11 protein-coding genes and 1 riboswitch are annotated in these 23310 nt (G+C 62.7%); of the genes, 7 read left to right on the top strand and 4 right to left on the bottom strand.

Annotated features, from left to right (window positions below; genetic code table 11):
- The first annotated feature begins 64 nt into the window (after window positions 1-64).
- On the top strand, window positions 65-1000 hold the full coding sequence (locus R0J92_RS00505; RefSeq protein WP_411050361.1) for a 2-hydroxyacid dehydrogenase: 936 nt from the start codon (window positions 65-67) through the stop codon (window positions 998-1000).
- A gap of 289 nt (window positions 1001-1289) precedes the next feature.
- Here the strand turns inward: R0J92_RS00505 and gcvP are convergent, their stop codons facing one another.
- The 3 genes from gcvP to gcvT form a co-directional block, all read right to left on the bottom strand.
- Complete coding sequence (gene gcvP, locus R0J92_RS00500; RefSeq protein WP_411050360.1) at window positions 1290-4139, bottom strand: aminomethyl-transferring glycine dehydrogenase; 2850 nt, start codon at window positions 4137-4139, stop codon at window positions 1290-1292.
- Between the two features lie 126 nt (window positions 4140-4265).
- Window positions 4266-4625: a glycine cleavage system protein GcvH gene (gene gcvH / locus R0J92_RS00495; RefSeq protein ID WP_106162027.1), complete on the bottom strand. Its 360-nt coding sequence runs from the start codon at window positions 4623-4625 to the stop codon at window positions 4266-4268.
- Between the two features lie 42 nt (window positions 4626-4667).
- Window positions 4668-5792, bottom strand: coding sequence for a glycine cleavage system aminomethyltransferase GcvT (gene gcvT / locus R0J92_RS00490; protein WP_411050359.1), 1125 nt, complete (start codon window positions 5790-5792; stop codon window positions 4668-4670).
- A gap of 187 nt (window positions 5793-5979) precedes the next feature.
- A riboswitch (glycine riboswitch) is annotated at window positions 5980-6082 on the bottom strand.
- Window positions 6083-6240: 158 nt separating this feature from the next.
- Between gcvT and R0J92_RS00485 the strand changes: the two genes are divergently transcribed.
- The 4 genes from R0J92_RS00485 to R0J92_RS00470 all read left to right on the top strand — a co-directional run bounded on the left by R0J92_RS00485 (window position 6241) and on the right by R0J92_RS00470 (window position 14291).
- Window positions 6241-7230 (top strand): type I glyceraldehyde-3-phosphate dehydrogenase, encoded by a 990-nt coding sequence (locus R0J92_RS00485; protein WP_317384182.1) that lies wholly within the window; start codon window positions 6241-6243, stop codon window positions 7228-7230.
- Window positions 7231-7395: 165 nt separating this feature from the next.
- Entirely contained in the window at window positions 7396-9228 is a 1833-nt protein-coding gene (locus R0J92_RS00480; protein WP_411050358.1) for an autotransporter assembly complex protein TamA, read from the top strand.
- Window positions 9225-13235: a translocation/assembly module TamB domain-containing protein gene (locus R0J92_RS00475; RefSeq protein WP_411050357.1), complete on the top strand. Its 4011-nt coding sequence runs from the start codon at window positions 9225-9227 to the stop codon at window positions 13233-13235. Before R0J92_RS00480 ends, R0J92_RS00475 begins: the two co-directional genes overlap by 4 nt.
- 69 nt (window positions 13236-13304) lie before the next feature.
- Window positions 13305-14291, top strand: coding sequence for a glycosyltransferase (locus R0J92_RS00470; protein WP_411050356.1), 987 nt, complete (start codon window positions 13305-13307; stop codon window positions 14289-14291).
- 8 nt (window positions 14292-14299) lie between these two features.
- On the opposite strand, the gene R0J92_RS00465 is transcribed toward R0J92_RS00470, so the two are convergent.
- Window positions 14300-15076 carry a WecB/TagA/CpsF family glycosyltransferase gene (locus R0J92_RS00465; RefSeq protein WP_411050355.1) on the bottom strand — a complete coding sequence of 259 codons (777 nt, stop codon included), beginning with the start codon at window positions 15074-15076 and terminating at the stop codon, window positions 14300-14302.
- Window positions 15077-15194: 118 nt separating this feature from the next.
- On the opposite strand from R0J92_RS00465, the gene R0J92_RS00460 reads away from it, so the two are divergent.
- Window positions 15195-16661, top strand: a complete 1467-nt coding sequence (locus tag R0J92_RS00460) for a hypothetical protein (protein WP_411050354.1) — start codon at window positions 15195-15197, stop codon at window positions 16659-16661.
- Between the two features lie 199 nt (window positions 16662-16860).
- Window positions 16861-23310 carry a type I polyketide synthase gene (locus tag R0J92_RS00455; RefSeq protein ID WP_411050353.1) on the top strand — a complete coding sequence of 2150 codons (6450 nt, stop codon included), beginning with the start codon at window positions 16861-16863 and terminating at the stop codon, window positions 23308-23310.

Here is a 23310-nt window from a genome sequence, read left to right as displayed (position 1 = left end):
TGGCAATCTGCGTCCTGTCCAGCACAGTGACGGCACGTCATAAGAAGAGACACTGGAGTGAAAGATGGCACTGTTGATCGAAATCGGACACCGCGGTTGGTACAGTGAAGAGGCTCTGGCCGCGGAGTTCCGCAAACTGTCCCCGACAGCCGACATCCGGACAGCAGACGCGCCAGGCGATTTGTCGGACATCACCATGCTGGCCGTATCATCGCTGAAATCCGAATTGCCGACGCGGCTGCCAAACCTGCAGCTGGTGCAGAAACTGGGGGCCGGGGTGGAGACCATCGTGAACCACCCATCCCTCGCGCCACAGGTCCGCGTGGCGCGACTGAAGCCGCAGGAGCCAGCGCGCGAGATTGCGCAGTATTGCCTCGCATATGTTCTGCGTGGCACTCGCAACATGGATTATCATGAAAAGGCGCAGAGCCGTGCTGCTTGGGACCCAATAGCCCCGCACCGTCCGCAAGACGTCACCGTCGGCGTTCTCGGCCTCGGCCATATCGGTGGCCTCACGGCAGAGCTTATGCGCGACATGGGGTTCAACACCATGGGCTGGAGCCGCTCGCAGAAGGACATCGAAGGCGTCACCTGCCTCACCGGCGACCACGGGCTGAACAGCCTCCTGTCCAGTTGCGACTATCTTTGCGCCATCCTGCCCGCCACCGAGGCAACCCGTGACCTGCTAAATGCGGACCGCCTCGCACTGATGAAGGAAGGCGCCACTGTCATCAACGCCGGGCGCGGTAGCCTGATCGATGAAACCGCCCTTGCATCCGCGCTCGACCAGCGGCGCCCTGGCCACGCGGTGCTCGATGTGCTGCGCACCGAACCCTTGCCAAGCGACAATCCGCTGTGGAGGCACCGTCACGTCACCATCACCCCACATGTTTCGGGCTGGCACCTCGGCGATGCACTCGGTGATGTCGTCGAAAACCTGCGCCGGCTGACAGCGGGCGAGCCTCTGTTGCACGAGGTCGACCGCAGCCGCGGCTATTGAAGGCAATGACAGCGTGATTCTGGCCGGTGGTGCAGCTGCGCGTGAGTGTGGGGGCCGACAGCTTACAGCTGTCGCGTGTCAGATTTCTAGTTGGCGCACCTCGCCTGAGCAAGGGGGCCAGCGCACAGCGCTTCGCATATCGCTGACGACACCGGTGGAGGGTCGAACCGAACCTCCGCAGTGACCATCACGCCAGCGCCAAACGCGCAGGGCCCTCCCCGCATGGGAAGGGCCCTGCTGAGACCTGTCGCGCCCCCGGGCACCGGGGGCGCGTCCATGTAACTGTGATCTATTCCGCCGCCTCGGCGTACTCCTCCATTGGCGGGCAGGTGCAGATCAGATGACGGTCACCATAGACATTGTCGACGCGGTTCACCGGTGGCCAGTATTTATCGACCCGGAACGCCCCCGTCGGGAAACAGCCCTCCTCGCGCGTGTAGGGACGGTCCCAGTCCTTCACCAGATCTTCCATCGTGTGCGGTGCGTTCTTCAGCGCGTTGTTTTCTCGCGCCATGTCGCCGTCCTCGATCGCCTTGATCTCGGAGCGGATCGACAGCATCGCACCGACAAAACGGTCCAGCTCTGCCTTGGTCTCCGATTCCGTGGGCTCCACCATAAGCGTGCCCGCGACAGGCCAGCTCATGGTCGGCGCGTGAAAGCCGCTGTCCATCAGGCGCTTGGCCACATCATCAACCGTCACATCCGCGCTGTCAGCAAAGGGGCGGGTGTCCAAGATGCACTCGTGCGCGACCCGACCCGTCGGCCCCTTGTAGAGCACGTCGTAGGCTCCTTCGAGGCGCTTGGCGAGGTAGTTCGCCGACAGGATCGCCACTTTGGTGGCCTGCGTCAGACCTGCGCCGCCCATCATCAGGCAATAGGCCCAGGAGATGGTCAGGATCGAGGCCGACCCCAGCGGAGCCGCCGAAACGGGCCCTTCACTGCCGCCAGTTTCCGGATGCCCCGGAAGATGGTCAATCAGATGCGACTTCACACCAATCGGGCCCATGCCGGGGCCACCACCGCCATGGGGAATGGCAAAGGTCTTGTGCAGGTTCAGGTGGCTCACATCACCACCCAGATCACCCGGACGGCTGAGGCCCACCATGGCGTTCATATTGGCGCCGTCGATATAGACCTGACCGCCAAAGTCATGCGTGATCTTGCAGACCTCATGCACGGTCTGCTCGAACACCCCGTGCGTCGAAGGATAGGTGATCATGCAACCCGCGAGGTTCTCGGCGTGCTTTTCCGCCTTGGCGCGGAAATCCTCCAAGTCGATATCACCGTTCTCCGCCGATTTCACGACGACCACTTTCCACCCGACCATCTGCGCGGAGGCGGGGTTGGTGCCATGGGCGCTCATCGGAATGAGGCAGATGTTGCGATGCCCCTCGCCCTGCGCCTTGTGATAGGCGGCGATGCTCAGCAGACCCGCGTATTCCCCTTGCGCGCCGGAATTCGGCTGCATGGAAATCGCGTCATAGCCAGTGATGTCGCAGAGCTTTGCCGACAGATCCGTGATCATTTCACCATATCCGGCCTGCTGGTCGGCGGGCGCAAAGGGATGGATGGTTGAGAACTCCGGCCAGCTCAGCGGCATCATTTCCGCAGCTGCGTTCAGCTTCATGGTGCAGGAGCCAAGCGGGATCATCGCCCGATCAAGCGCCAGGTCGCGGTCCGCGAGACGTCGCATATAGCGCATCATCTCGGTCTCGGCCCGGTTCATGTGGAAGATCGGGTGACTCAGGTAGTCCGACTTGCGGTGCATGTCCGCTGGAACCCGATATTCGGGCGAGAAGTCATCATCCGCCCGCACGATGCCAAAGGCACGCCAGACCGCCTCGATGGTTTCGGGACGCGTTGTTTCATCCACAGAAATGCCGACGCGGGTCTCGCCAACACGGCGCAGGTTGATCCCTTCGTCCACGGCAGATTTCATCACCGCCGCCTGCAGCGGGCCGACATCCACGGTGATGGTGTCAAAGAACGCCTGCGGGTCGACCTTGAAGCCGGCTTCCTCCAGCCCCTTTGCCAGACGCACGGCCTTGCGGTGGATGCGCTGCGCGATGGCCTGCAATCCTTTGGGGCCGTGGAAGACCGCATACATCGACGCCATCACCGCCAACAGCGCCTGCGCGGTGCAGACGTTGGACGTCGCCTTTTCGCGGCGGATGTGCTGCTCGCGGGTCTGCAGCGACAGACGATACGCTTTGTTGCCATGGGCATCGATCGACACCCCGACAATGCGTCCCGGCATGTTGCGCTTGAAGGCATCCCTCGTGGCCATATAGGCCGCATGCGGACCACCTGCCCCGACGGGCACGCCAAATCGCTGGGTGGAGCCGACGGCAATATCCGCCCCCATCGCGCCCGGTTCCTTCAGCAGGGTCAGGGACAGGGGATCGGCGGACACGATGGCGATGCCCTTGTGTTCGTGCAACTTGGCGATGTGATCGGTGAAATCACGCACATGCCCATAGGTGCCCGGATATTGGAACAGCGCGCCAAAGACCGCTTCGGGATCCATCTTGTCCGGGTTGCCGACGATCACCTCGATGCCCAGCGGTTCGGCGCGGGTTTTCACCACGGCAATGTTCTGCGGATGGCAGTCGCGGTCGACAAAGAACGCCTTGGCCTTCGATTTCGACACCCGCTCCGCCATCGTCATCGCCTCGGCGCAGGCAGTGGCCTCGTCCAGCAGCGATGCGTTGGCGATTTCCAGGCCGGTGAGATCCGAAATCATCGTCTGGAAGTTCAGGAGCGCCTCAAGACGGCCCTGCGAGATCTCGGGCTGGTAGGGCGTATAGGCCGTGTACCAGGCAGGGTTTTCCAGAATGTTACGCTGGATCGCGGGCGGCGTCACGGTACCGTGGTAGCCCTGACCGATCAGCGAGGTCATCACCTTGTTCTTACCCGCCACCTCGCGCATGTGGAACAGCAGCTCGCGTTCGGACATCGGGCGACCAAAGTCCAAGGCCTCTTTCTGGCGGATGGATTTCGGCATGGTCTCGTCGATCAGCGCATCAAGGCTGTCGGCGCCGATCACCTTGAGCATCTCGGCCATTTCATCCGGCGAGGGGCCAATGTGGCGACGGTTGGCAAAGTCATAAGGAAGGTAATCTGTCGGTTCGAAAGGCATCGCTTGCCTCCTTAAGGTCAGTCAGATTCAGGTCCAAGAGGCACAGCACAATGGGTCGGGCAAACCCGTTGGTGCCAGTGTCCATACGAAATGGCCCGCGCCATGGGGCAGCGGGCCAGAAGTGCATCAGCCGATGAAGTCCTTGTAACCGGCCGCATCCATGTAATCGTCCATCGGCGACATGTCAGAGACCTTCAGCTTGAAGAACCACGCCTCGCCTTCCGGGTCGTCGTTGACCTTGTTGGGCTCGTCCACGATGGCTTCGTTGACCTCGACCACTTCACCGTCCAGCGGCGCCAGAATGTCAGAGGCGGCCTTGACGGATTCGATCACCACGATCTCGTCATCCTTGGTCACTTCGCTGCCCACCTCGGGCAGTTCGACAAAGACCACATCGCCCAGTTGCTCGGCGGCGTGCGCGGTGATGCCGACCGTCACGATTTCGCCTTCGACCTGCAGCCATTCGTGTTCTTCGGTGTATTTCATGGGTACTCTTCCTGTGTTGACCGTTCTTTCGGGGACGGGTGTTCAGCGTTTGAAGTTTGCCGCCACGAAGGGCAGCTTTGCAACTGTGACGGGCACGCGCTTACCGCGCAGCTCGCCAAAGATCTGGGTGTCGATGGCGGCGCGTTCTGCCGTGACATAGCCCATGGCAACCGGCCCGCCCACGGTGGGGCCAAAGCCGCCGGAGGTGATGGTGCCGATGGGCGCGCCGCCTTCGGCAGCGGCATAAAGCACCACGCCTTCACGCATGGGCGCGCGACCTTCGGGCTTCAGGCCCACACGCTTGCGCGGGGCATTCCCGCCAAGATCGGCAAAGATCGCATCCGCACCGGGAAAGCCGCGCGCGCGCGCGCCATCAGGGCGACGCACCTTCTGGATGGCCCAGCCAAGCGTGGCCTCAAACGGGCGCGTTTCGGTGTCGATGTCGTGACCATAAAGGCAAAGACCACCCTCAAGCCGCAGCGAATCCCGCGCACCAAGGCCGATGGCCTCAACATCCGGGTGCTCCAGCAGCGATTTGGCAAGATTTTCGGCCACGTCGTTGGGCACGGAGATCTCGTAGCCGTCCTCGCCGGTATAGCCAGAGCGGGAGATCCACAGCTCGGCCCCCGCATATTCAAACGTCGCCACATCCATGAATTTCATGGCAGCAACGCCGGGCACCAGTGCCTCCAGCGCCGCCTCGGCGGCCGGGCCCTGCAGGGCCACCAGCGCACGGTCGGTGACCGGCTCGACCTTGATTTCGGGTTCCAGCGCGGCTGTCATGCGGGCAATGTCGGCCTCCTTGCAGGCCGCGTTCACGACGACAAACAGATGGTCGCCGCGATTGGCAAACATCAGGTCATCCTCAATGCCGCCCGCGTCGTTGGTGAACAGACCGTAGCGTTGGCGCCCCTCAGAGAGGCCCAGCACATCCATCGGCACCAGTTTTTCAAAGGCCTTTGCGACAGCCTCAAAGCTCTCGCCGCGCAAGATCACCTGACCCATATGGCTGACATCGAACAGCCCGGCCTTTTCGCGCGTGTGGATATGCTCTTTCATGATCCCCAGCGGGTACTGCACGGGCATAGCATAGCCTGCAAAGGGCACCATCTTGGCCCCGAGGCTCTCGTGCAATTCCGTAAGGGGGGTGGTCTTCAGATCCGACATTTCGGCCTGCCTTCCGCGTCTGCGGCCGGTGCGGTCAATTCACAACATGTCAACGCGTCGATTGGCATCCGGCATCCAAGGTTATGCGCAGGCCCCGCCTGCACGCTTTGATGCCCCCTCTGTCCCGTTCGCCTGAGATCGTTATCCCTTCGGCGTCCCGGTCTGGCCGGGCTCTCTCCAGAGTAGTCTCGCGCACACGGTCCGTTTGGCCTGAGAGTTTCCGGGGCGGTTGCTCCTTCGGCACCGAGTTCACGCGCTTTCGCCCGGATCGGTTCTCCCATGTGCTGCGGCGGAAGCTACCAGCGCCAATGGGCTGGCGCAAGACGGAATCCGTACCTATCCTGTCGCAAATGGTGATGAATTCGCGCTGGACTGCGATTGTATCAAGGCCGTCCATTATTGTGCGGGTGGATTGCCGGAGCCGAGAACCGCTGCCATAGCTTTGCCCATGAAGATAGCAATCAATGGATTCGGCCGCATTGGCCGCACGATTTTGCGTCAGATCCTGAGCAGCCCTCGCGGTTCGGAGATCGAGATCGCCTGCATCAACGACATCGCCGATCCGGAGATGTGTGCCTATCTGTTTCAGTATGACAGCACCTTCGGCCCCTACCCCGGCTCGGTCTCGCTGGGTGACGGCACCTTGTGCGTCGACGACCGCTGCATCCCACTTCATCAACAGGCAAATATCACCAATCTCGATTTGTCAGAGGTCGATATCCTGCTGGATTGCACCGGGATCGCGCGCACCACCGACTTGGCAGAACGCGGCCTAAGTGCCGGGGCGAGCAAAGTGCTGATCTCTGGCCCGTCCCCTGCGGCTGAAGTCACCGTCGTCTATGGCGTCAATCAAGCCGACCTTGCGGGCGCGAAAATCGTGTCCAATGCCTCCTGCACAACCAACGCCGTTGCGGGCTTGGTGCAGCTGGTAGATCAAGTGGCAGGCATTGAGACCGGTCACATGACCACCATTCATTGCTACACAAATTCGCAACCGATGGTGGACACCCCCCGCGGTGACTTTGCCCGGTCACGCGGCGGGGCGCAGTCGATGGTGCCGACCACCACATCGGCGATGCACCTGATAGATGTCGTCCTGCCGCATCTCAAAGGCCGGATTTCCGGCGCCGCCGTCCGCGTCCCGACCGCCAGCGTTTCTGCCGTGGACCTGGTCGCGCGCCTCAGCAGCACGTGGGATGAAGGCGATCTCCTCGCGGCACTGAAAGCGGCGGCTTCGCAGTCGCCCATTCTTGGCTGGACCGATCAACCACTGGTGTCCTCCGATCTGCGTGCACGCCCGGAATCGCTGATTTTGGCGGCCCCTGAGACCCGCATGGTGGAGGGTCAGCAACTGCGGGTCTTTGGCTGGTATGACAATGAATGGGGATTTTCGGCTCGGATGCTCGATGTTGCACGGGCCATGACAGCGCCTGAGTAGTCGGCAGATTTCCGCCGCCTTGCGCCACAACTGCAACTCCACGTAGAGCTGTATCTTGCGCGAAGGTTTTCTGACATTCGCCAAGCGTGTAGCGTCGACATAATGTTCCGCCGGCCTACCTGCCTCGGACAACAAGAAAACCGATTGCTCGCTGCCGGAGACCCAATGACCAGCTTTCGCCACCCGCGCCCGACCGCGCGCCGCCTTCTTCGCGCCCTGCGGCCCCTGTCTCTGGCTATCGGCTTTGGCGTGGCGCTTCCGGGGGCCGCGCTTCATGCGCTTGAGGCAAACCTCTCCGCACCCAAAGCACCGGAGGAGCTCACCGACAAGCTGGAGGGCGCTAGCGCCGCGCTGATCCTCGGCGACGGTGCAGAACTGCAGGAAATCATTGCCGCCGCGCTGTCCGACTACCGTACTTTGGTGCAGGTGCTCTATGACGCCGGATATTTTGCACCGGTCGTGAACATTCGTCTCGATGGGCGCGAAGCCGCGGCAATCAATTTGCTGAACCCGCCGAGATCAGTGGACAAGATCGACATCTCGGTTGATCCCGGCCCCTCCTTCACCTTCGGTCGCGCCGTAGTCAGACCACTGCCAGCCAATGAACCTGCCGATCTGCCAGCGGATTTTGCATCCGGGCGCCCTGCAAGCACGGGTGTCATTCAACAGGCGGCGACTGCAGGACTGGGCGCATGGGACCGCGCGGGCCACGCCAAGGCAGAACTGTCAAATCAGTCCATCACCGCCGATGCGGTCAAACAGCGCCTCGATGCGGACCTACAGATCGCGCCGGGGCCCCGGCTGCAGCTGGGCAATCTGCGGATCACCGGACAGTCCGACGTGCGGCGCGAAGCGATACAGCGCATTGCAGGGTTTGCAACGGGGCAAACCTATCACCCGGATCTAGTGTCGAAATCCGCCACCCGCCTGCGCCGCACCGGCGCTTTTTCAACCGTGACGGTAAAGCAGGCAGAGACACCAAACCCGGACGGCACGCTTGATTTCATCGCCGAGGTGGAAGACCAGCCCAAGCGCCGTTTTACCTTCGGCGTTGAGGTGTCTTCGTCCGAAGCGGTAAAACTCAGCAGCAGCTGGATGCACCGCAATCTCTTCGGCGCGGCAGAGCGGTTGAAGATCGACCTGTCTGTCAGCGGCCTTGGCACCAGCGAACTCGACGGAAGCGTCTCGGCGCGTCTGGACCGCCCTGCGGCCCTTGGCACGGACAGAACGCTGTTTTACCTCGCTGCGCTGGAGCAATTGCAGGAAGAGCATTACACCGCCAGAAGCGCCACGGCTGCCATCGGGGTTCGGCGCATCGTCTCTGACACCACATTTGTCGAAGGTGCTTTGGGACTGCGCTATGTCAAAGCCGATGATGCCTTTGGCGACAACCGGGAATTCAAGTATTTTGCCGGGCGCCTGAGGGGCGAAAAGGACAAACGAAACGTCAAGACCGATCCGTCCGCCGGCTACTATCTTGATGGCGAGATCGTGCCCTTCGTCGGTCTGGGTGGCGGCGACCCCGGCGTGCAGATCAACATCGACGCCCGTGGATATAAATCGCTCGGCAGTTCTGGTCGCATCGTATTGGCCGGGCGTGTTCAGCTGGGCTCCCTGATCGGGCCCGACCAGAATAACGTCTCACCCACATTGCTCTATTTCTCTGGCGGGGCCGGTTCCGTGCGCGGGCAGGAGTTCCAGTCCCTCGGCATCGACGTCGGCGGCAAGACAGCAGGCGGGCGCGGATACCTGGCGCTGTCGGGCGAGGTGCGTGGCCGGATCACCGACACGATTTCGCTCGTCGGGTTCTACGACGCAGGCTTTGTTGACCAAGACAGCTTTGTCAGCGGTGACAGCGAATTCCACGCAGGCGCGGGCCTCGGCGTGCGGTATAATGTCACCGGGATCGGTCCGATCCGCCTTGATCTGGCGATGCCTGTTTCAGGTGATACCGAGGACGGGCTGCAGTTTTACATCGGCATAGGACAGGCGTTTTGAAACATACCGTTCGCACCCTCGTCACCGTCACCGGCCTAACCACCTGCACCGCCCTGACGCCTTTGTCTGCAGTTGCGCAGCAAGACGCCTCGGAATCGGGCGGGTTGCTGGTTTCTTTTCTGGAAGACACGCTATCAGGCGACAGCCGCTCCATAAACGTGCAGGGGCTCGAAGGGGCATTCTCCTCACAGGCCAAGATTGCCCGTCTGACAGTTTCGGACGAGGACGGCGTCTGGCTGACCGTCGAAGGCGCTGAACTCGACTGGAACCGGTTGGCGCTGGTACGAGGGCGGTTTTCGGTCAACCGCCTCAAAGCAGATCGTATCATCGTTGAACGCAGCCCCAAATCCCTGCCTGCCGATCCGGACCTGCCAACACCTGAGGCGACGCCCTTCTCGCTGCCGGATCTGCCCGTTGCGCTAGAGATCGGCGAAATCGCCGCAAATGAAATCCTTCTGGGAGAGGAGCTTGCAGGGCAGGAAGCCTCCCTCTCCGTGACCGGCGCCCTGTCTCTTGCGGACGGTGCGCTGGACACCACTCTGCGTGTCGCCCGTCTCGACCGGCGCGGCGACGCACTCTCTCTGGCGGCATCGTTCTCAAACTCGACAGAGCAATTGTCACTGGATCTTGCCTTGAAAGAGGCCTCCGGTGGGTTGCTGTCCGATGTGATGGACATTCCCGGACGTCCGGACCTAAGCCTCGCGATCAAAGGCGCGGGCCCGCTTGAGGATTTCACCGCAGACATTGGATTTGCAACCAATGGCAACGACCGGATCAGCGGGACTGTCAGCCTTACCGGGCTTGCCGATGTTGCCGGCGGCGCGGACGCAGGTCTGGCATTTGCCGCCGATCTGGGTGGCAATATCGATCCGCTATTACGGCCGACCTATCGTCCGTTTTTCGGTCCGGGCCTGCGGGCCAATCTGAAAGGGCGTACCTTGCCAAGCGGCGGCGTAGAGCTGGAGAGCCTCGCGCTACGCACCCGCGCCTTGCAACTGACCGGAGCCCTCTCCCTGGAGGCGGGAAACCTGCAGACCGCAAACCTGAAGGCTGCGATCACGCCACCTGACGGTCAGGCTGCTGTCATATTGCCGGTGCCCGGTGCAGACACGACTGTTGCCGGTGTCTCCCTGACCCTGCAGAAACCGGCGGACGAGAACTGGCAGATCAACGGTGAGCTGGACCAACTACGAACACCCGATATGGCCATTTCCCGCGCCGTCATCAACGCGGCTGGCGCATTGGATCAAAGCACAGGCTTTGCGCTTGACGGGGCCATTGACGCGCGGTTGAACGGGTTTGTTCTGGCAGATCCAGCCCTCGCCGCCGCCACTGGCAGCGACCTTACCCTGAGCGCCCGCCTGACCACCAAAGAGGGTGCCGATTTCCTGATCCGCGATCTGGACGTACAGGGCGAGAGCTACGCGGCGCGCGGAGATGTGCGCTTCAACGGCGTCGAGAACGACCTTCGCATTGCAACCGAGCTTGCGCTGACCGCCGACGACCTGAAACGTTTTTCCGAGATTGCCGGGCTGTCGCTGTCTGGGTCAGCAATCGCCGATATAACAGGCCATTTCCAACCGCTGAGCGGCGCCTTTGGTGTTGATCTGGCATTGACCGGACAGGACCTGGGCACCGGGATCGCCGATGTTGACCCCTTGTTGACCGGCGAGAGCACGTTGAAACTGGTGGCCGCGCGCGACACATCCGGTGTGCGGATCGATCAGTTTGACCTGCAGGCGACCGAGATCAGCGCCACCGGCCAGGGCACCCTCGACAGCGGCGAAGGCGCCTTGCGTCTGGACGCCCGGCTCGCGCGGCTTGATCGCTTCGTCCCGGAACTGCCCGGCCCCCTGACCTTATCTGCGAATTTTGACCGCACAGGTGACCGGCTGGATGGGACAGCGGAGTTACGCGGCCCGCGCAAGACGTCGATGGATCTGGACGGTAGCTTCACCCTCGAAGGCGCGGCGGATTTTGCGTTTGACGCCTTCGTCGCCGCACCAGAGGCCTTTGCCCCGCAACTGGCCGGAGCCCCGCTGGCTGCAAAGGGCACCGCCACCCGCCGCGACGGGCGCTGGACCGCACAAACCGATCTCAGTGCGACCGGTGGCGCACAGGCCCGCATCAAGGGCGCGTTTGACGAAGCACAGGGCGCTGTGGATCTGAATCTCTCAGCCTTGATTGCGCGCATCGAACAATTTGCCCCCTCTATCAAAGGGCAGGCCACCACCAAGCTGACAGCCACACGCCGCAACGGTGAATGGCAGGCCGAAGGTGATCTGACCGCTCCCGGCGACAGCACGGCGCGCTTTGATGGGTCATTTACCGAAGCCTCCGGCGATGTCGATCTGAGCTTGAAAGCCGAGGTCGCAAATGTACGCGCTTTCACCGCCAGCCTCGGAGGTTCCGCCTCCGCAGATATCACGGCCACCCGCCGCGCCGGCGAATGGAACGGCGGTGGCGATGTCACGGGGCCAGCAGGGGCTTCTGCAACGCTGGACGGGCAGTTCAATGAGAATGATGGATCAGCCCGTATCAATTTCGATGCAATGGTGCGGCAACTGCAGCAGGTGATACCCGGCCTCGATGGTGTCCTCACCGCAAAGGGCGACGCCAGCCGAGAAAATGGCGTCTGGAGCGTCGAAACCACAGCGGATGGCCCACTTGGGATCGACTCTCGCATTGCGGGCACATGGGACGAAGCACAGGCGGTTGCGGATATCACCGCCAAAGGCTCGCTGCGCCTTGAAGGCGCCAATGCCTTTCTGAAGCCGAACCTGCTAAAGGGGCTGGCACGGTTCGATCTGGCCCTGCGCGGACCGGCACAACTCAGCTCCGTCAGCGGAACCGTAACGACCGCAGACGCGCAGCTGGTCCTGCCGCAAGCGGCCCAAGCAATAGATGGTATCACCACCCGAGTCTCGCTCAGCAATGGCTCTGCCTCGCTGTCGCTCAGCGCGCGCCCGCGGGATGGCGGACAAATTCAAGTCAGCGGGCCGGTCTCGCTCAATGCGCCTTACAACGGCAATTTGCAGATCTCCCTGGCAGAGGTCGTCTTGACCGACAATCTCTCCTACAAGACCTCGTTGGGCGGCGATTTGCGTCTGTCCGGTGCGCTGGCCGGCAACAGCAGCCTTGGTGGGCGCATCGATGTCGGTGAGACAAATATCAACCTCAACACCGCAGGTGGTGCCGTTTCTGCTGCCCCGATCCCACCCATCCGACATCGCGGCCAATCAAGGGCACAGATCACCACCAGAGCACGGGCCGGGCTGATCGAGACCGGGTCCGGTGGCGGTGGCAGCAAGACCAATATCGCGCTCAATGTGCTGATCAGCGCCCCCAACCGTATCTTTGCCCGAGGCCGCGGCCTCAATGCAGAGCTTGGCGGCGCCATCACGGTGCGGGGCACAACTTCAAATCTTGCGCCCTCGGGACAGATTGGCCTGATCCGCGGCACCTTCGACATCCTTGGCCGTAGGCTGAACCTCGACGAAGGGCGCATCACTCTGCTTGGAGACCTGAAGCCCTATCTGGAGTTCACATCCACCGCGAGCACGGAACAGGGCACCGCAACCCTGTCGATTTCCGGTCAGGTGGACAGCCCACAAATCAAGGTCACATCCGACCCTCCGCGCCCCAGCGAAGAAGCATTGGCCCTGCTTTTGTTCGGGGACAATATTCAGGATATCTCGCCGCTCGCTCTGGCCCGACTGGCAAGCTCCGCCCTGACGCTCAGCGGTCGCGGAGGAGGCGCGCAGAAGGCCCTGCGGGACAGTACCGGCGCCGACAACGTGGACATCGGGGCCGATAACCTCGGGATTGGGCAACTCGGGCTGGGCGGATATCTCGCAGACAACGTCTACACCGACCTCAACATCACGTCCGCAGGCGATAGCGAGCTGACCATCAACCTGGATCTTACCAAATCCCTGACCGTCACAGGCAAAGCCGATAGCGAGGGCGAAACCGGGCTTGGTGTTTTCTTCAAGCGGGATTATTGAGCTGCGATTTCGTCCATATAGGCTGACTACGGTCCGGGTGGCCGAAAGGCACCACAGAGGCCGCATGTCATGAGCACCGCCCCCCCGCCGCCTGACGCGCCGCAGCCGCAGATCGACGCGGTTGTGATCGGTCGCAATGAAGGCGAGCGCCTGCTGGCCTGCCTCGACAGCCTTGCAGGACAGGTCAGGCGTATCATCTATGTCGACAGCGGCTCCAGCGACGGATCTGTTGCAGCCGCAAAAGCCCGCGGGGCGGAGGTCGTCTCGCTTGATATGTCGCGCCCGTTCACCGCGGCGCGGGCCCGCAACGCAGGACTGGATCGGCTGTCTGCAAATACCAGCGGCGGGTTGGTCCAATTTCTGGATGGCGACTGTAGTCTTGACCCTGGCTGGCTGCGGCAAGGCGCGGATTTTTTAGCACAGCATCCAGATGTCGCCGTCGCTTGCGGGCGGCGACGGGAACAAAACCCAAGCGGCAGCATCTACAATTGGCTGTGTGACTTGGAGTGGGATACGCCCATCGGTGAGGCCAAGGCCTGCGGCGGCGATGCTTTGATGCGCCGCGATGCGATCCTTCAGGTTGGCGGATACCGCGACACCTTGATCGCGGGCGAAGAGCCTGAGCTTTGTGTGCGGTTGCGCAAGGCGGGGTGGAAAATCTGGCGACTAGATGAGGAAATGACCCGTCACGATGCTCAGATGACACGGTTTTCGCAATGGTGGAAACGGGCGCGACGGGCAGGTCATGCCTTTGCGGAGGGCGCACACTTGCATGGTGCGCCGCCCGAGTGTCATTGGGTCACCGAAACGAGGCGGGCCATGGTCTGGGGGGCGGTCTTGCCGGGCCTCATTGCACTGACATGGCCCCTGCTTCCCCTTCTTGGTAGCGTGCTCAGCTTGATCTACCCGCTGCAGTTTCTGCGCCTGTCCCGACTCGATGGCCCACTGCGGGCGTGGTATAGCATGCTGGGCAAGTTTGCCGAGGCACAGGGTGTCGTTGAGTTTCACCTCAACCGCTTGCGCGGCAGGCATCGCGCCCTGATCGAGTACAAGTAGAGCCCACGTCAGCTGTCCTGAGCGCGCACATCCCTCTGTCGCCGGATCCGCAGGGCTTGCGTGACCTGTCTCGGCAGGATCGCGAAACACTGCGCATAACGCGGCACGAGGCGGGCCGGGCTGCTCAACATGCGCCACAACCACTCCAACGCCAGTTTACGCATCCACAGCGGCGCACGTCGTTGCGCCCCGGTCACGAAATCGAGCCCCGCGCCGATCGATGCAAACCCGACCTGCGGTGCCAATTGCCGTCCAAGCGCGGCAAAGCGTTCCTGCTTCGGAGCACCAAGCGCGATAAAGCACATGCCCACCTTCTGCCCTGCCAATTCGGTCAAGATCTGCCGAGATTCGGCCCCCTCGGGATCAAAATTCCTGCTGGGCGCTCGCACATAGGTGATCTCCAGTCCCGGCACCCAGTGCATCAAGGCGGTCCGCGCCTCTTCAAGAACTGGTTCCGTTGATCCCACCAATGCCACCTTGACGCCGCTCTGCGCTGCCATTTTGCATAGGGGCGTGACCAGATCAGATCCGGGCATCAGCTCAACAGGCCGGTTCGCAATCCGCGAAAGCCAGACAATCGGGCGACCATCCGCGACGATGAAATCCTGCGCCTGATAGGCGCGCAGAAACACCTCATCGCGTGACAGCTTGACCAGGTGATCGAGGTTGACGGTCGCCAGCGCAAACCCTTCAGCGCACTGAAATCTATTCGTTATTTCAACGGAGAACTTGCGCGCATCTGGGACATTGACCACAATACGCTGATTGTTAAACAGAAAGTGCATGGCGCATCAGATCATTTTTCATCGGCTGGTTAGTAAATATTGTTTCTTGCAGGGTACATATGGCAGAGCTGTCGTATACTGCTACCCACGGATTTAGGTCTAAGTGAGGCGAGATTAGGTGCCTAACGCGATTGCGACGATGATGTTGCTGGTGTGGCCAGTCGCGGCGTTGGTGTTCTTTCAGCGCCTACCCCTGCACCGTGCCATCCTGCTATGCCTGATCGGCGGATACCTTCTGCTGCCGCCGGTTGCAGCCTTCGACCTGCCTCTTGTTCCCGACCTGGACAAATTCTCGATCAGCTCGCTCATGGCGCTGGCGGGCTGTGTGTTTGTCGCAAAGCAGCCAGTACCAATGATGCCGCGATCCTGGGTACTTCGTGTCTTAACCGCGGTCTTTGTCCTCTCTGCCGTTCCGACGGTGCTGACCAACTCTGACCGGATCGTGTTTGAGGCGGTGCCGCACTCTGCTCCGATCGTGTTCTTTCATTCAGAGCTGCCAGGTCTTCGCCTGCGGGATCTCGCATCTGTCATCAGTAGCCAGATCATCGTGCTGATCCCGTTCTTCATCGCGCGTCGATATCTTTCCACCCCTGAGGCGCATCGCGAAATTTTGTTGGCATTCGTCATTGCCGGCCTCATTTACACCGTTCCGTCGCTGATCGAAATCAGGTTCAGCCCGCAGATGAACGTCTGGATCTACGGCTTTTTCCAGCATGACTTTGCTCAGATGGTGCGTCAGGGCGGGTATCGCCCCATCGTCTTCCTGCCCCATGCGCTTTGGCTTGCGTTGTTCATGTTCAGCGCAATGGTGGCGGCAGTAGCGCTGGCCCGCACGGCCACCAACCCCAACAAAGTGCGGTTTACTTTCGCAGCGGTCTACCTGTTCGGCATGTTGGTCCTATGCAAGAGCATGGCGTCGCTTGCTTATGGTCTGGCCTTTACCCCCGTTATCGCACTGGCGTCTCATCGGTTCCAGGTCCGGCTGGCGCTGATCATCGCCTTGATCGGCTGCATTTACCCGATGTTGCGAAACGCTCATGTGATCCCGCTCGATACAATCCTGGCACAGGTAGAAGCGATCAGCCCCGAACGGGCGCAATCTTTGGGGTACAGGTTCGACAATGAAGAAATTCTACTAGAACGCGCAGCCGAAAAGCCCATGTTCGGTTGGGGCGGATGGGGCAGAAACCTGATCCGAGATGGCGAAACCGGTCGTATCCTGTCGATCCCCGATGGTCACTGGATCATTGCCTTTGGCAGCTTCGGTTGGGTCGGCTATCTCGCCGAAATGGGCCTGCTGACCGGTGCGCTCGCGTTGCTCTACCTAGCGCTGCGCAAGATGCCAGAGCGGGAAATTTCGCCAACCGTGTCCTGCATCGCGCTCATTCTGGGCGCGACCCTGATGGACATGTTGCTGAATGATACGTTGGTGCCGGTGACCTGGATGTGCGCTGGCGCCCTCTTGGGCTATGCGGAGCGCCAGCTTTACCCCGGTCTCTTTGCCCCCAGAAAGGCGCTCTTTGACGGCCGCCAAGAGATAGACACACCGCCGCGGCGGAAACGACTGAGGCCGGTTATGGACTAGGGGCGTCGAAAGCGAGCAACGAAGGATCTCAATTTGGCCATATTCAAACCCCGACGCTGCCAAAGATGTTGCGCAATACTCGCCACGGGGTGCGACGTGTATAATACGATCCACATGGGATACACCGTCAGGACGTGGGGAGCGTGCGTCCGGCTGGTACGAAAGAATGGGTTGGGCATAAGGCCGAACTTGGGGAACGATGGACAATATGACGAAGTTTGATCCGGAACAGCGGGACCGTTACAGCGCCGATGATATCGCCGTGGTCGGCATGTCCGTCACCCTACCCGGTGCCGACAGCATCCGTGCATTCTGGACCAATCTACGAGACGGCATCGAATCCATCGAGATCCAGGATGAGGACAGCCTGTTGGCCGCGGGCGAACGGGCCGAGGTGCTGCGCGATCCAAACTACGTGCCCTCTGCGGCTCCGCTACAGGGGTTTGACACCTTCGACGCGGAGTTCTTCGGCTTCTCCCCCAAGGAAGCCTCCATTCTCGATCCCCAACACCGCAAGTTCCTTGAGGTTGCCTGGGGTGCGATGGAGGATGCGGGCCACACACCCGAAAGTCTGAAGGGCCAGGTCGGTGTCTATGCGGGCTGCGGCATGGGCAGCTACTTCTATTTCAACATCTGCTCCAACCCGGATCTGGTGGATGACGTCGGCATGTTCCTGCTGCGTCACACCGGCAACGACAAGGATTTCCTGACCACCCGCGTCAGCCATGTGTTCGACCTCAAGGGACCATCGGTGAACGTGCAGACCGCCTGCTCCACCTCTCTGGTGGCGATCCACTATGCCGCCGAGGCGCTGCGCAAGGGCGAATGCGACATGGCGCTGGCCGGTGGCGTGACCATCGAGCTGCCGCAGGGGCGCGGCTATCTCTACAAGGAGAACGAGATCCTGTCGCCCGACGGCCATTGCCACGCCTTCGACCATCGTGCGCAGGGCACCGTGTTCGGCTCCGGCGCCGGGGCCGTGGCGCTGCGCCGCCTTGGCGATGCGCTGGCAGACGGCGATCACATCTGGGCGGTGCTCAAGGGCTCTGCGATCAACAACGATGGCGCCGCCAAGGCCGGTTATCTGGCGCCTTCGGTGGATGGGCAATCGGCGGCGGTGCGCAAGGCGCTGACCGCGGCACGGATCGACCCGGAGACCATCGATTATGTGGAATGCCACGGCACCGGCACCTATATCGGTGATCCGATCGAGGTTGCCGCGCTGACCGAGGCCTACCGCGATGGCACCGACGCCACCGGTTATTGCCGCATCGGCTCGGTCAAGACCAACATCGGCCATCTCGACACCGCGGCCGGGGTGGCAGGTTTTGTCAAAACCGCCCTGTCGCTGGACAGCAAATCCCTGCCGCCGTCGCTGGGGTATGAGAAGCCGAACCCGACCATAGATTTCGCGACTTCGCCCTTCAGGGTGAACGACCGACTGTCCCCTTGGGTCTCGCACAAGGGACCGCGCCGGGCCGCGATCAACGCGCTTGGGGTCGGTGGCACCAACGCCCATGTCATCCTGGAAGAGGCCCCCCTGCGCACCGCCTCCGAGGAGAGCGACTTCCCGTTCCAGATTCTCTGCCTGTCCGGTCAGTCCAAATCGGCGCTGGAGGCGAACACGCAGAATCTCGCCGGGTATCTACGCGCCAACCCGGAGGTGGAGCTGGCCGATGTGGCCTATACGCTGAAGGAAGGCCGCCGCGGTTTTGCCAAGCGGCGCGTGGTAGTGGCCGAGACCGCGACCGAGGCCGCCGACCTGCTAGAGGCCGCAAACCCGCGTCAGGTCTTCACCCACGACCACCTTGGGCCGAACCCAGAGGTTGTCTTCATGTTCCCCGGTGGCGGCGCGCAATATGCCGGCATGGCGCGCGATCTTTATGAAACCGAGCCGGTCTTTGCCGACTGGATGGATCAGGGGCTGGACCATCTGGAAAAGAGCCTCGATTTCAATCTGCGCGCGCTATGGCTGCCGGAGGCGGGCGAAGAGGCCGCCGCCGATGCCGCACTGCTGAAGCCTTCGGTGCAACTGCCGCTGATCATGATCGTGGAATACGCGCTGGCGCAGCTCTGGATGAGCTGGGGCGTCAAGCCTGCGGCCATGGTCGGCCATTCCATGGGCGAAAACACCGCCGCCTGCCTTGCCGGTGTGATGCGCTTTGAGGAGTGCATAGATCTGGTTCAGCTGCGTGGACGGCTGTTCGACACGGTGCAACCCGGCGGCATGCTGTCGATCTCGCTGCCGCTGGCCGAGGTCGAGGCGCTGGTGGGCATGGATCTGGACATCGCCAGCGTCAATGCGCCAGAGCTGACAGCGGTATCCGGCCCCAATGACCGCCTCGACGCGCTGGCCGAAACCCTGCGCGCCCGCGATGTGGAATTCCAGCGCATCCCCATCGACATCGCCGCCCACAGCCGCATGCTGGAGCCGATCCTCGCGGCCTATGGCGACTTCCTGCGCCGTCTGGACCTACAGGCGCCAAACCTCCCGGTGATGTCCAACCGCACCGGCCTGCCGCTGACCGCAGAGCAGGCGACCAGCGCTGACTATTGGGTAGAACAGCTACGCAACACCGTGCGCTTTGCCGATTGCATCGACACGCTCGCCGCCACCAAGGGCCGCGTCTATCTGGAGGTCGGTCCGGGCAAGGCCCTAAGCGCATTGGCACAGATGGCGCCGCAGATTGCCGCCGGTCAGGTGCTCAGCTCGCTACGCCACCCGGATCAAGATGTAGCGGATGACGCATATTTCTTTGGTGTGATCGGTCGGCTCTGGGCCTGTGGAGTGGAGGCCGACTGGCCGCAGGTCTGGGGCGATGCCCGCCGCAACCGCCTGAGCCTGCCCACCTATGCGTTCCAGCGCAGCCGCTATTTCATCGAACCGGGCAAATCGGTGCAGGTGCCCGAGATCGCCCTGCCTGCACGCCATGACGACCTGCGCGACTGGGGATATCGCCCGGTCTGGCGGCCGCGCTTGGCCGATTGCGCGCTGGATGTGACAAGCGAGCTGGGCCTTGCGCCACAGACTTGGCTGATTTTCGAAGACGCCACCGGACAGGCCACGGCCTGCGCCGAGGCGCTCAGTGCCGCCGGTCACCGAGTGGCGCGCGTGCGTGCTGGTGACACCTACGCGCAATTGGCGCCCGACCTCTATCAACTGGCACCCGAAGAGGGCCGTTTTGGCACAGAAGCCCTGCTGGCGGATCTGGCGGAGGCCGATCTGTTGCCACAGAGAATTGCGCATTTCTGGTTGGTGACCGATGCCGAGGATTTCCGTCCCGGTTCCTCCTTCTTTGATCGTAATATCGAGATGGGGCTGATGTCGCTGACCGCCCTGGGTCAGGCCCTGGCGCAGGCGGAATTTCCGCATTCCGTGCATCTCAGCGTGTTGACCACCGGCGCTGTGCAGCTGCGCGACGAGGCCCTGCCCCATCCGGAGAAGGCGATGATTTCCGGTCCCGCCGGGGTGATCCCGCGCGAGGTGCCGGGCGTGACCGTCGCCACCTGTGACATCGAACTGCCAGAAGCCCCGAAAGGGATTGCCGCGCTCTTGTCCGGAGCCAAGCCCGAGGTGCTCACCCTGCGCCTGCTCGAAGAACTGCTGGCAGAGCCAAGCAACCACTCCGCCGCATGGCGTGGTGCAAAACGCATGGAACTGGACTACCGCCCGGCGCCGCTCGCCACGCCGCAGGCCGAGGATGTGCCGCTGCGCAAGGGCGGCCACTACCTAATCACCGGCGGCTACGGTGGCATCGGGCTGACCGTCGCCAAACATCTCATGCACAATTACGACGCCCGCATCACGCTGCTGTCGCGCGAGGCCCTGCCACCCCGCGCCGAATGGGACAGCTACCTGCGCCGTCACAGCCCCACCGAGCGGATCGCCAGCCGCATCCGCGCGGTGCAGGACCTTGAGGCGACGGGACGCGGCGAGGTTCTAGTCCTGGCCGGTGATGTCTGCAACCTGCAGGACATGCGCGCGGCTGCCGAGGCCGCCCGCGCCGCCTTTGGTCCCGTCACTGGCCTGTTCCACGGCGCCGGCCGCATCGCCGATGCGCCCCTGCTCGCCAAGACCGACAGCCAGATCGCCGACGTGCTGGCCCCCAAGGTAAGTGGCCTGCGGGTGCTGGATCAGGTGTTCCCCGATGGCACGCTGGAGGTGATGGCGCTATTCTCCTCCTCCTCCACCGTGACGCGTCCTGCGGGCCAGGTGGACTACATCGCCGCCAATGAATACCTCAATGCCTGGGCCAAGTCGCGCCGAGGCGGGCAGACCCGCGTGGTCGCCATCGACTGGGGCATCTGGGCCGATACCGGCATGGCGGCAGAGGCGATGGCCGCCCGGCGCGACAGCGCTGCCCCGTCAGAACCGCTGCTCTGCGCCGCCGCGCTCTGGCAAACGCAGGGGTTTGATCGCAGCGGCGCGCCGGTGTTCCGCAGCCGCTTTGACGCGCGCAGCGACTGGCTGCTGGATGACCACCGCACCCATGATGGCACCGCGCTGATCCCTGGCACCGGCAATATCGAACTGATCGCCGAGGGGCTGGACCAGCTTGGCGCCACCGCCCCGTTCGAGATCCGCGACCTCTATTTCCTGCAGCCCTTCGTGGTGGACAATGACAGCCCGCGCGAGGCGGTGATGCATTTGACGCCCAGCACCGACGGCTATGAGGTTCAGATCCACGGCGCCACAGACGATGGCTTTGCCCGCACCGCCCAGGCGCAGGTGGTGAAGCTGGAGCCGTCGCATGTCAGCGGGCTGGTGCCCCTCGACGCGATCTCTGCGCGCTGCACGTCACAGGAGGCGCCCCGAGATGGCACCCGGCTGCGCTCTCCGCAGGAGGCCAACCTGCGCTTTGGTCCGCGCTGGCATGTCTTGCAGTCGATGGCCCTGGGCCGGAACGAGGGGCTGGCGCGGCTGAAGCTGCCCGAAATCGCCACCGGGGATGGCACGCTGTTGCATCCCGGGCTGCTGGATCTGGCCACTGGCTGGGCCATCGAGCTGGCGCCGGGCTATGAGCAAAGCACACTCTGGGTGCCGGTGTCCTATGGCGCCATCCGGGTGCTGGCCCCGCTGACGCAAGAGATCTTCAGCCATGTGCGTCTGGCAGATGGCAAGGGGGATCGCAGTTCTGTCCTGTTCGACATCACCCTGTGCGACACAGACGGCAAAGTGCTCGTGGAGATCACACATTTCCGTATGCAGCAGCTCAGCGGCGGCTTCAACCTTTTGCCCGTCCGCACCGACACCACAGCCACCGCACTCGGCCTGACTGCGGAGCCGCAGACGCAGCCCCTGTCGCCGGACGAGCGCCGCCTGCTGGCCAATCTCGACAACGGCATCCGTGCCGAAGAAGGTGGCCCCGCCTTGGAGCGCGCGCTCGCCAGCGGCCTGTCGCAGGTGGTGATCTCCTCGCTCGATCTCGTGGCTTTGCGTCAGCAGGCAGCGGCAAGCGGCCTGACCGCGCCCGACGCAGACGGGCAGAGTTTTGACCGTCCCGACCTCGACACAGACTATATCGCGCCGCGCACCCCCACCGAAGAGGCGCTTGCCGCACAGTTCGCCAACCTGCTGGGACTGGCGCAAGTGGGGGTCGAGGACAGTTTCTTCGACCTCGGCGGCCATTCCCTGATCGCAGTGCGGTTGTTTGCCCAAATCAAGCGCAGCTTTGGCGTCGAATTCCCGATGTCGGTGCTGTTCGATGCCCCCACCGTGGCCGCACTTGCGGTCCGGATCGAGGCGGAAACCGGCCCTGCTGCGGAACAGCCCTCCAGCGCGGCAGAGACGGACTCTCCGCAGAGCTTCACGCATCTTGTACGTCTCGCACCGGGCAAGGATCCACAGGCCGCGCCGATGTTCATTGTTGCAGGCATGTTCGGCAACGTGCTGAACCTGCGGCATCTGGCGCAGATCCTCGGCGAGGACCGCCCCGTCTACGGCCTGCAGGCGCGTGGTCTGATCGGCAGTGACGAGCCGCATGAGCGCATTGAAGACGCCGCTCGTGCCTACATCGCGGAGATGCGAGAGGTACAATCCGAAGGCCCTTATCTGGTCGGCGGCTTCTCCGGTGGCGGCATCACCGCCTATGAGATCGCGCAACAGCTCAAGGCCGCAGGTGAAGCGGTGGACGCGCTGGTGCTGCTGGATACGCCGTTGCCCGTGCGCCCTGCTCTCAAGCCACTGGACAAGGCGCTGATCAAGCTTGCCGAACTCCGCGCAAAAGGACCCGGCTTCATGGGCGAATGGCTGCGCAACCGCATCGCCTGGGAGATCCGCAAACGTCAGGACCGCCCGGCGGAGACCGGCGCGGCGGCGGGCTTCAACAATCGCAAGATCGAGCTGGCTTTCCTTCGCGCTGTTGCCGCTTATGAGGTGCAGCCCTGGACCGGGCCGGTGACGCTTTATCGTCCGGTGCTCGACCGTCATTGGCAGGTCTCGGGGCGCCAATGGGTCAGCCGCGAGCGCGAATATGTCTACCCCGACAATGACTGGACCCGCCACGCCCCGGCACTTGAGGTCCATGAGGTGCCCGGCGATCACGACGGCATGGTGCTGGCGCCCAATGTCAGCGTGCTGGGCAAGGCAATCCGCGATCAGCTTGCAAAGACGGCCCGCCAGCCAGACACAGCAAAGGCGGCAGAATAG

The sequence above is a fragment of the Tritonibacter sp. SIMBA_163 genome (genome assembly GCF_046535935.1).
GTDB lineage: Bacteria > Pseudomonadota > Alphaproteobacteria > Rhodobacterales > Rhodobacteraceae > Epibacterium > Epibacterium scottomollicae.
This window is presented reverse-complemented; position numbering and strand designations above follow the sequence as displayed.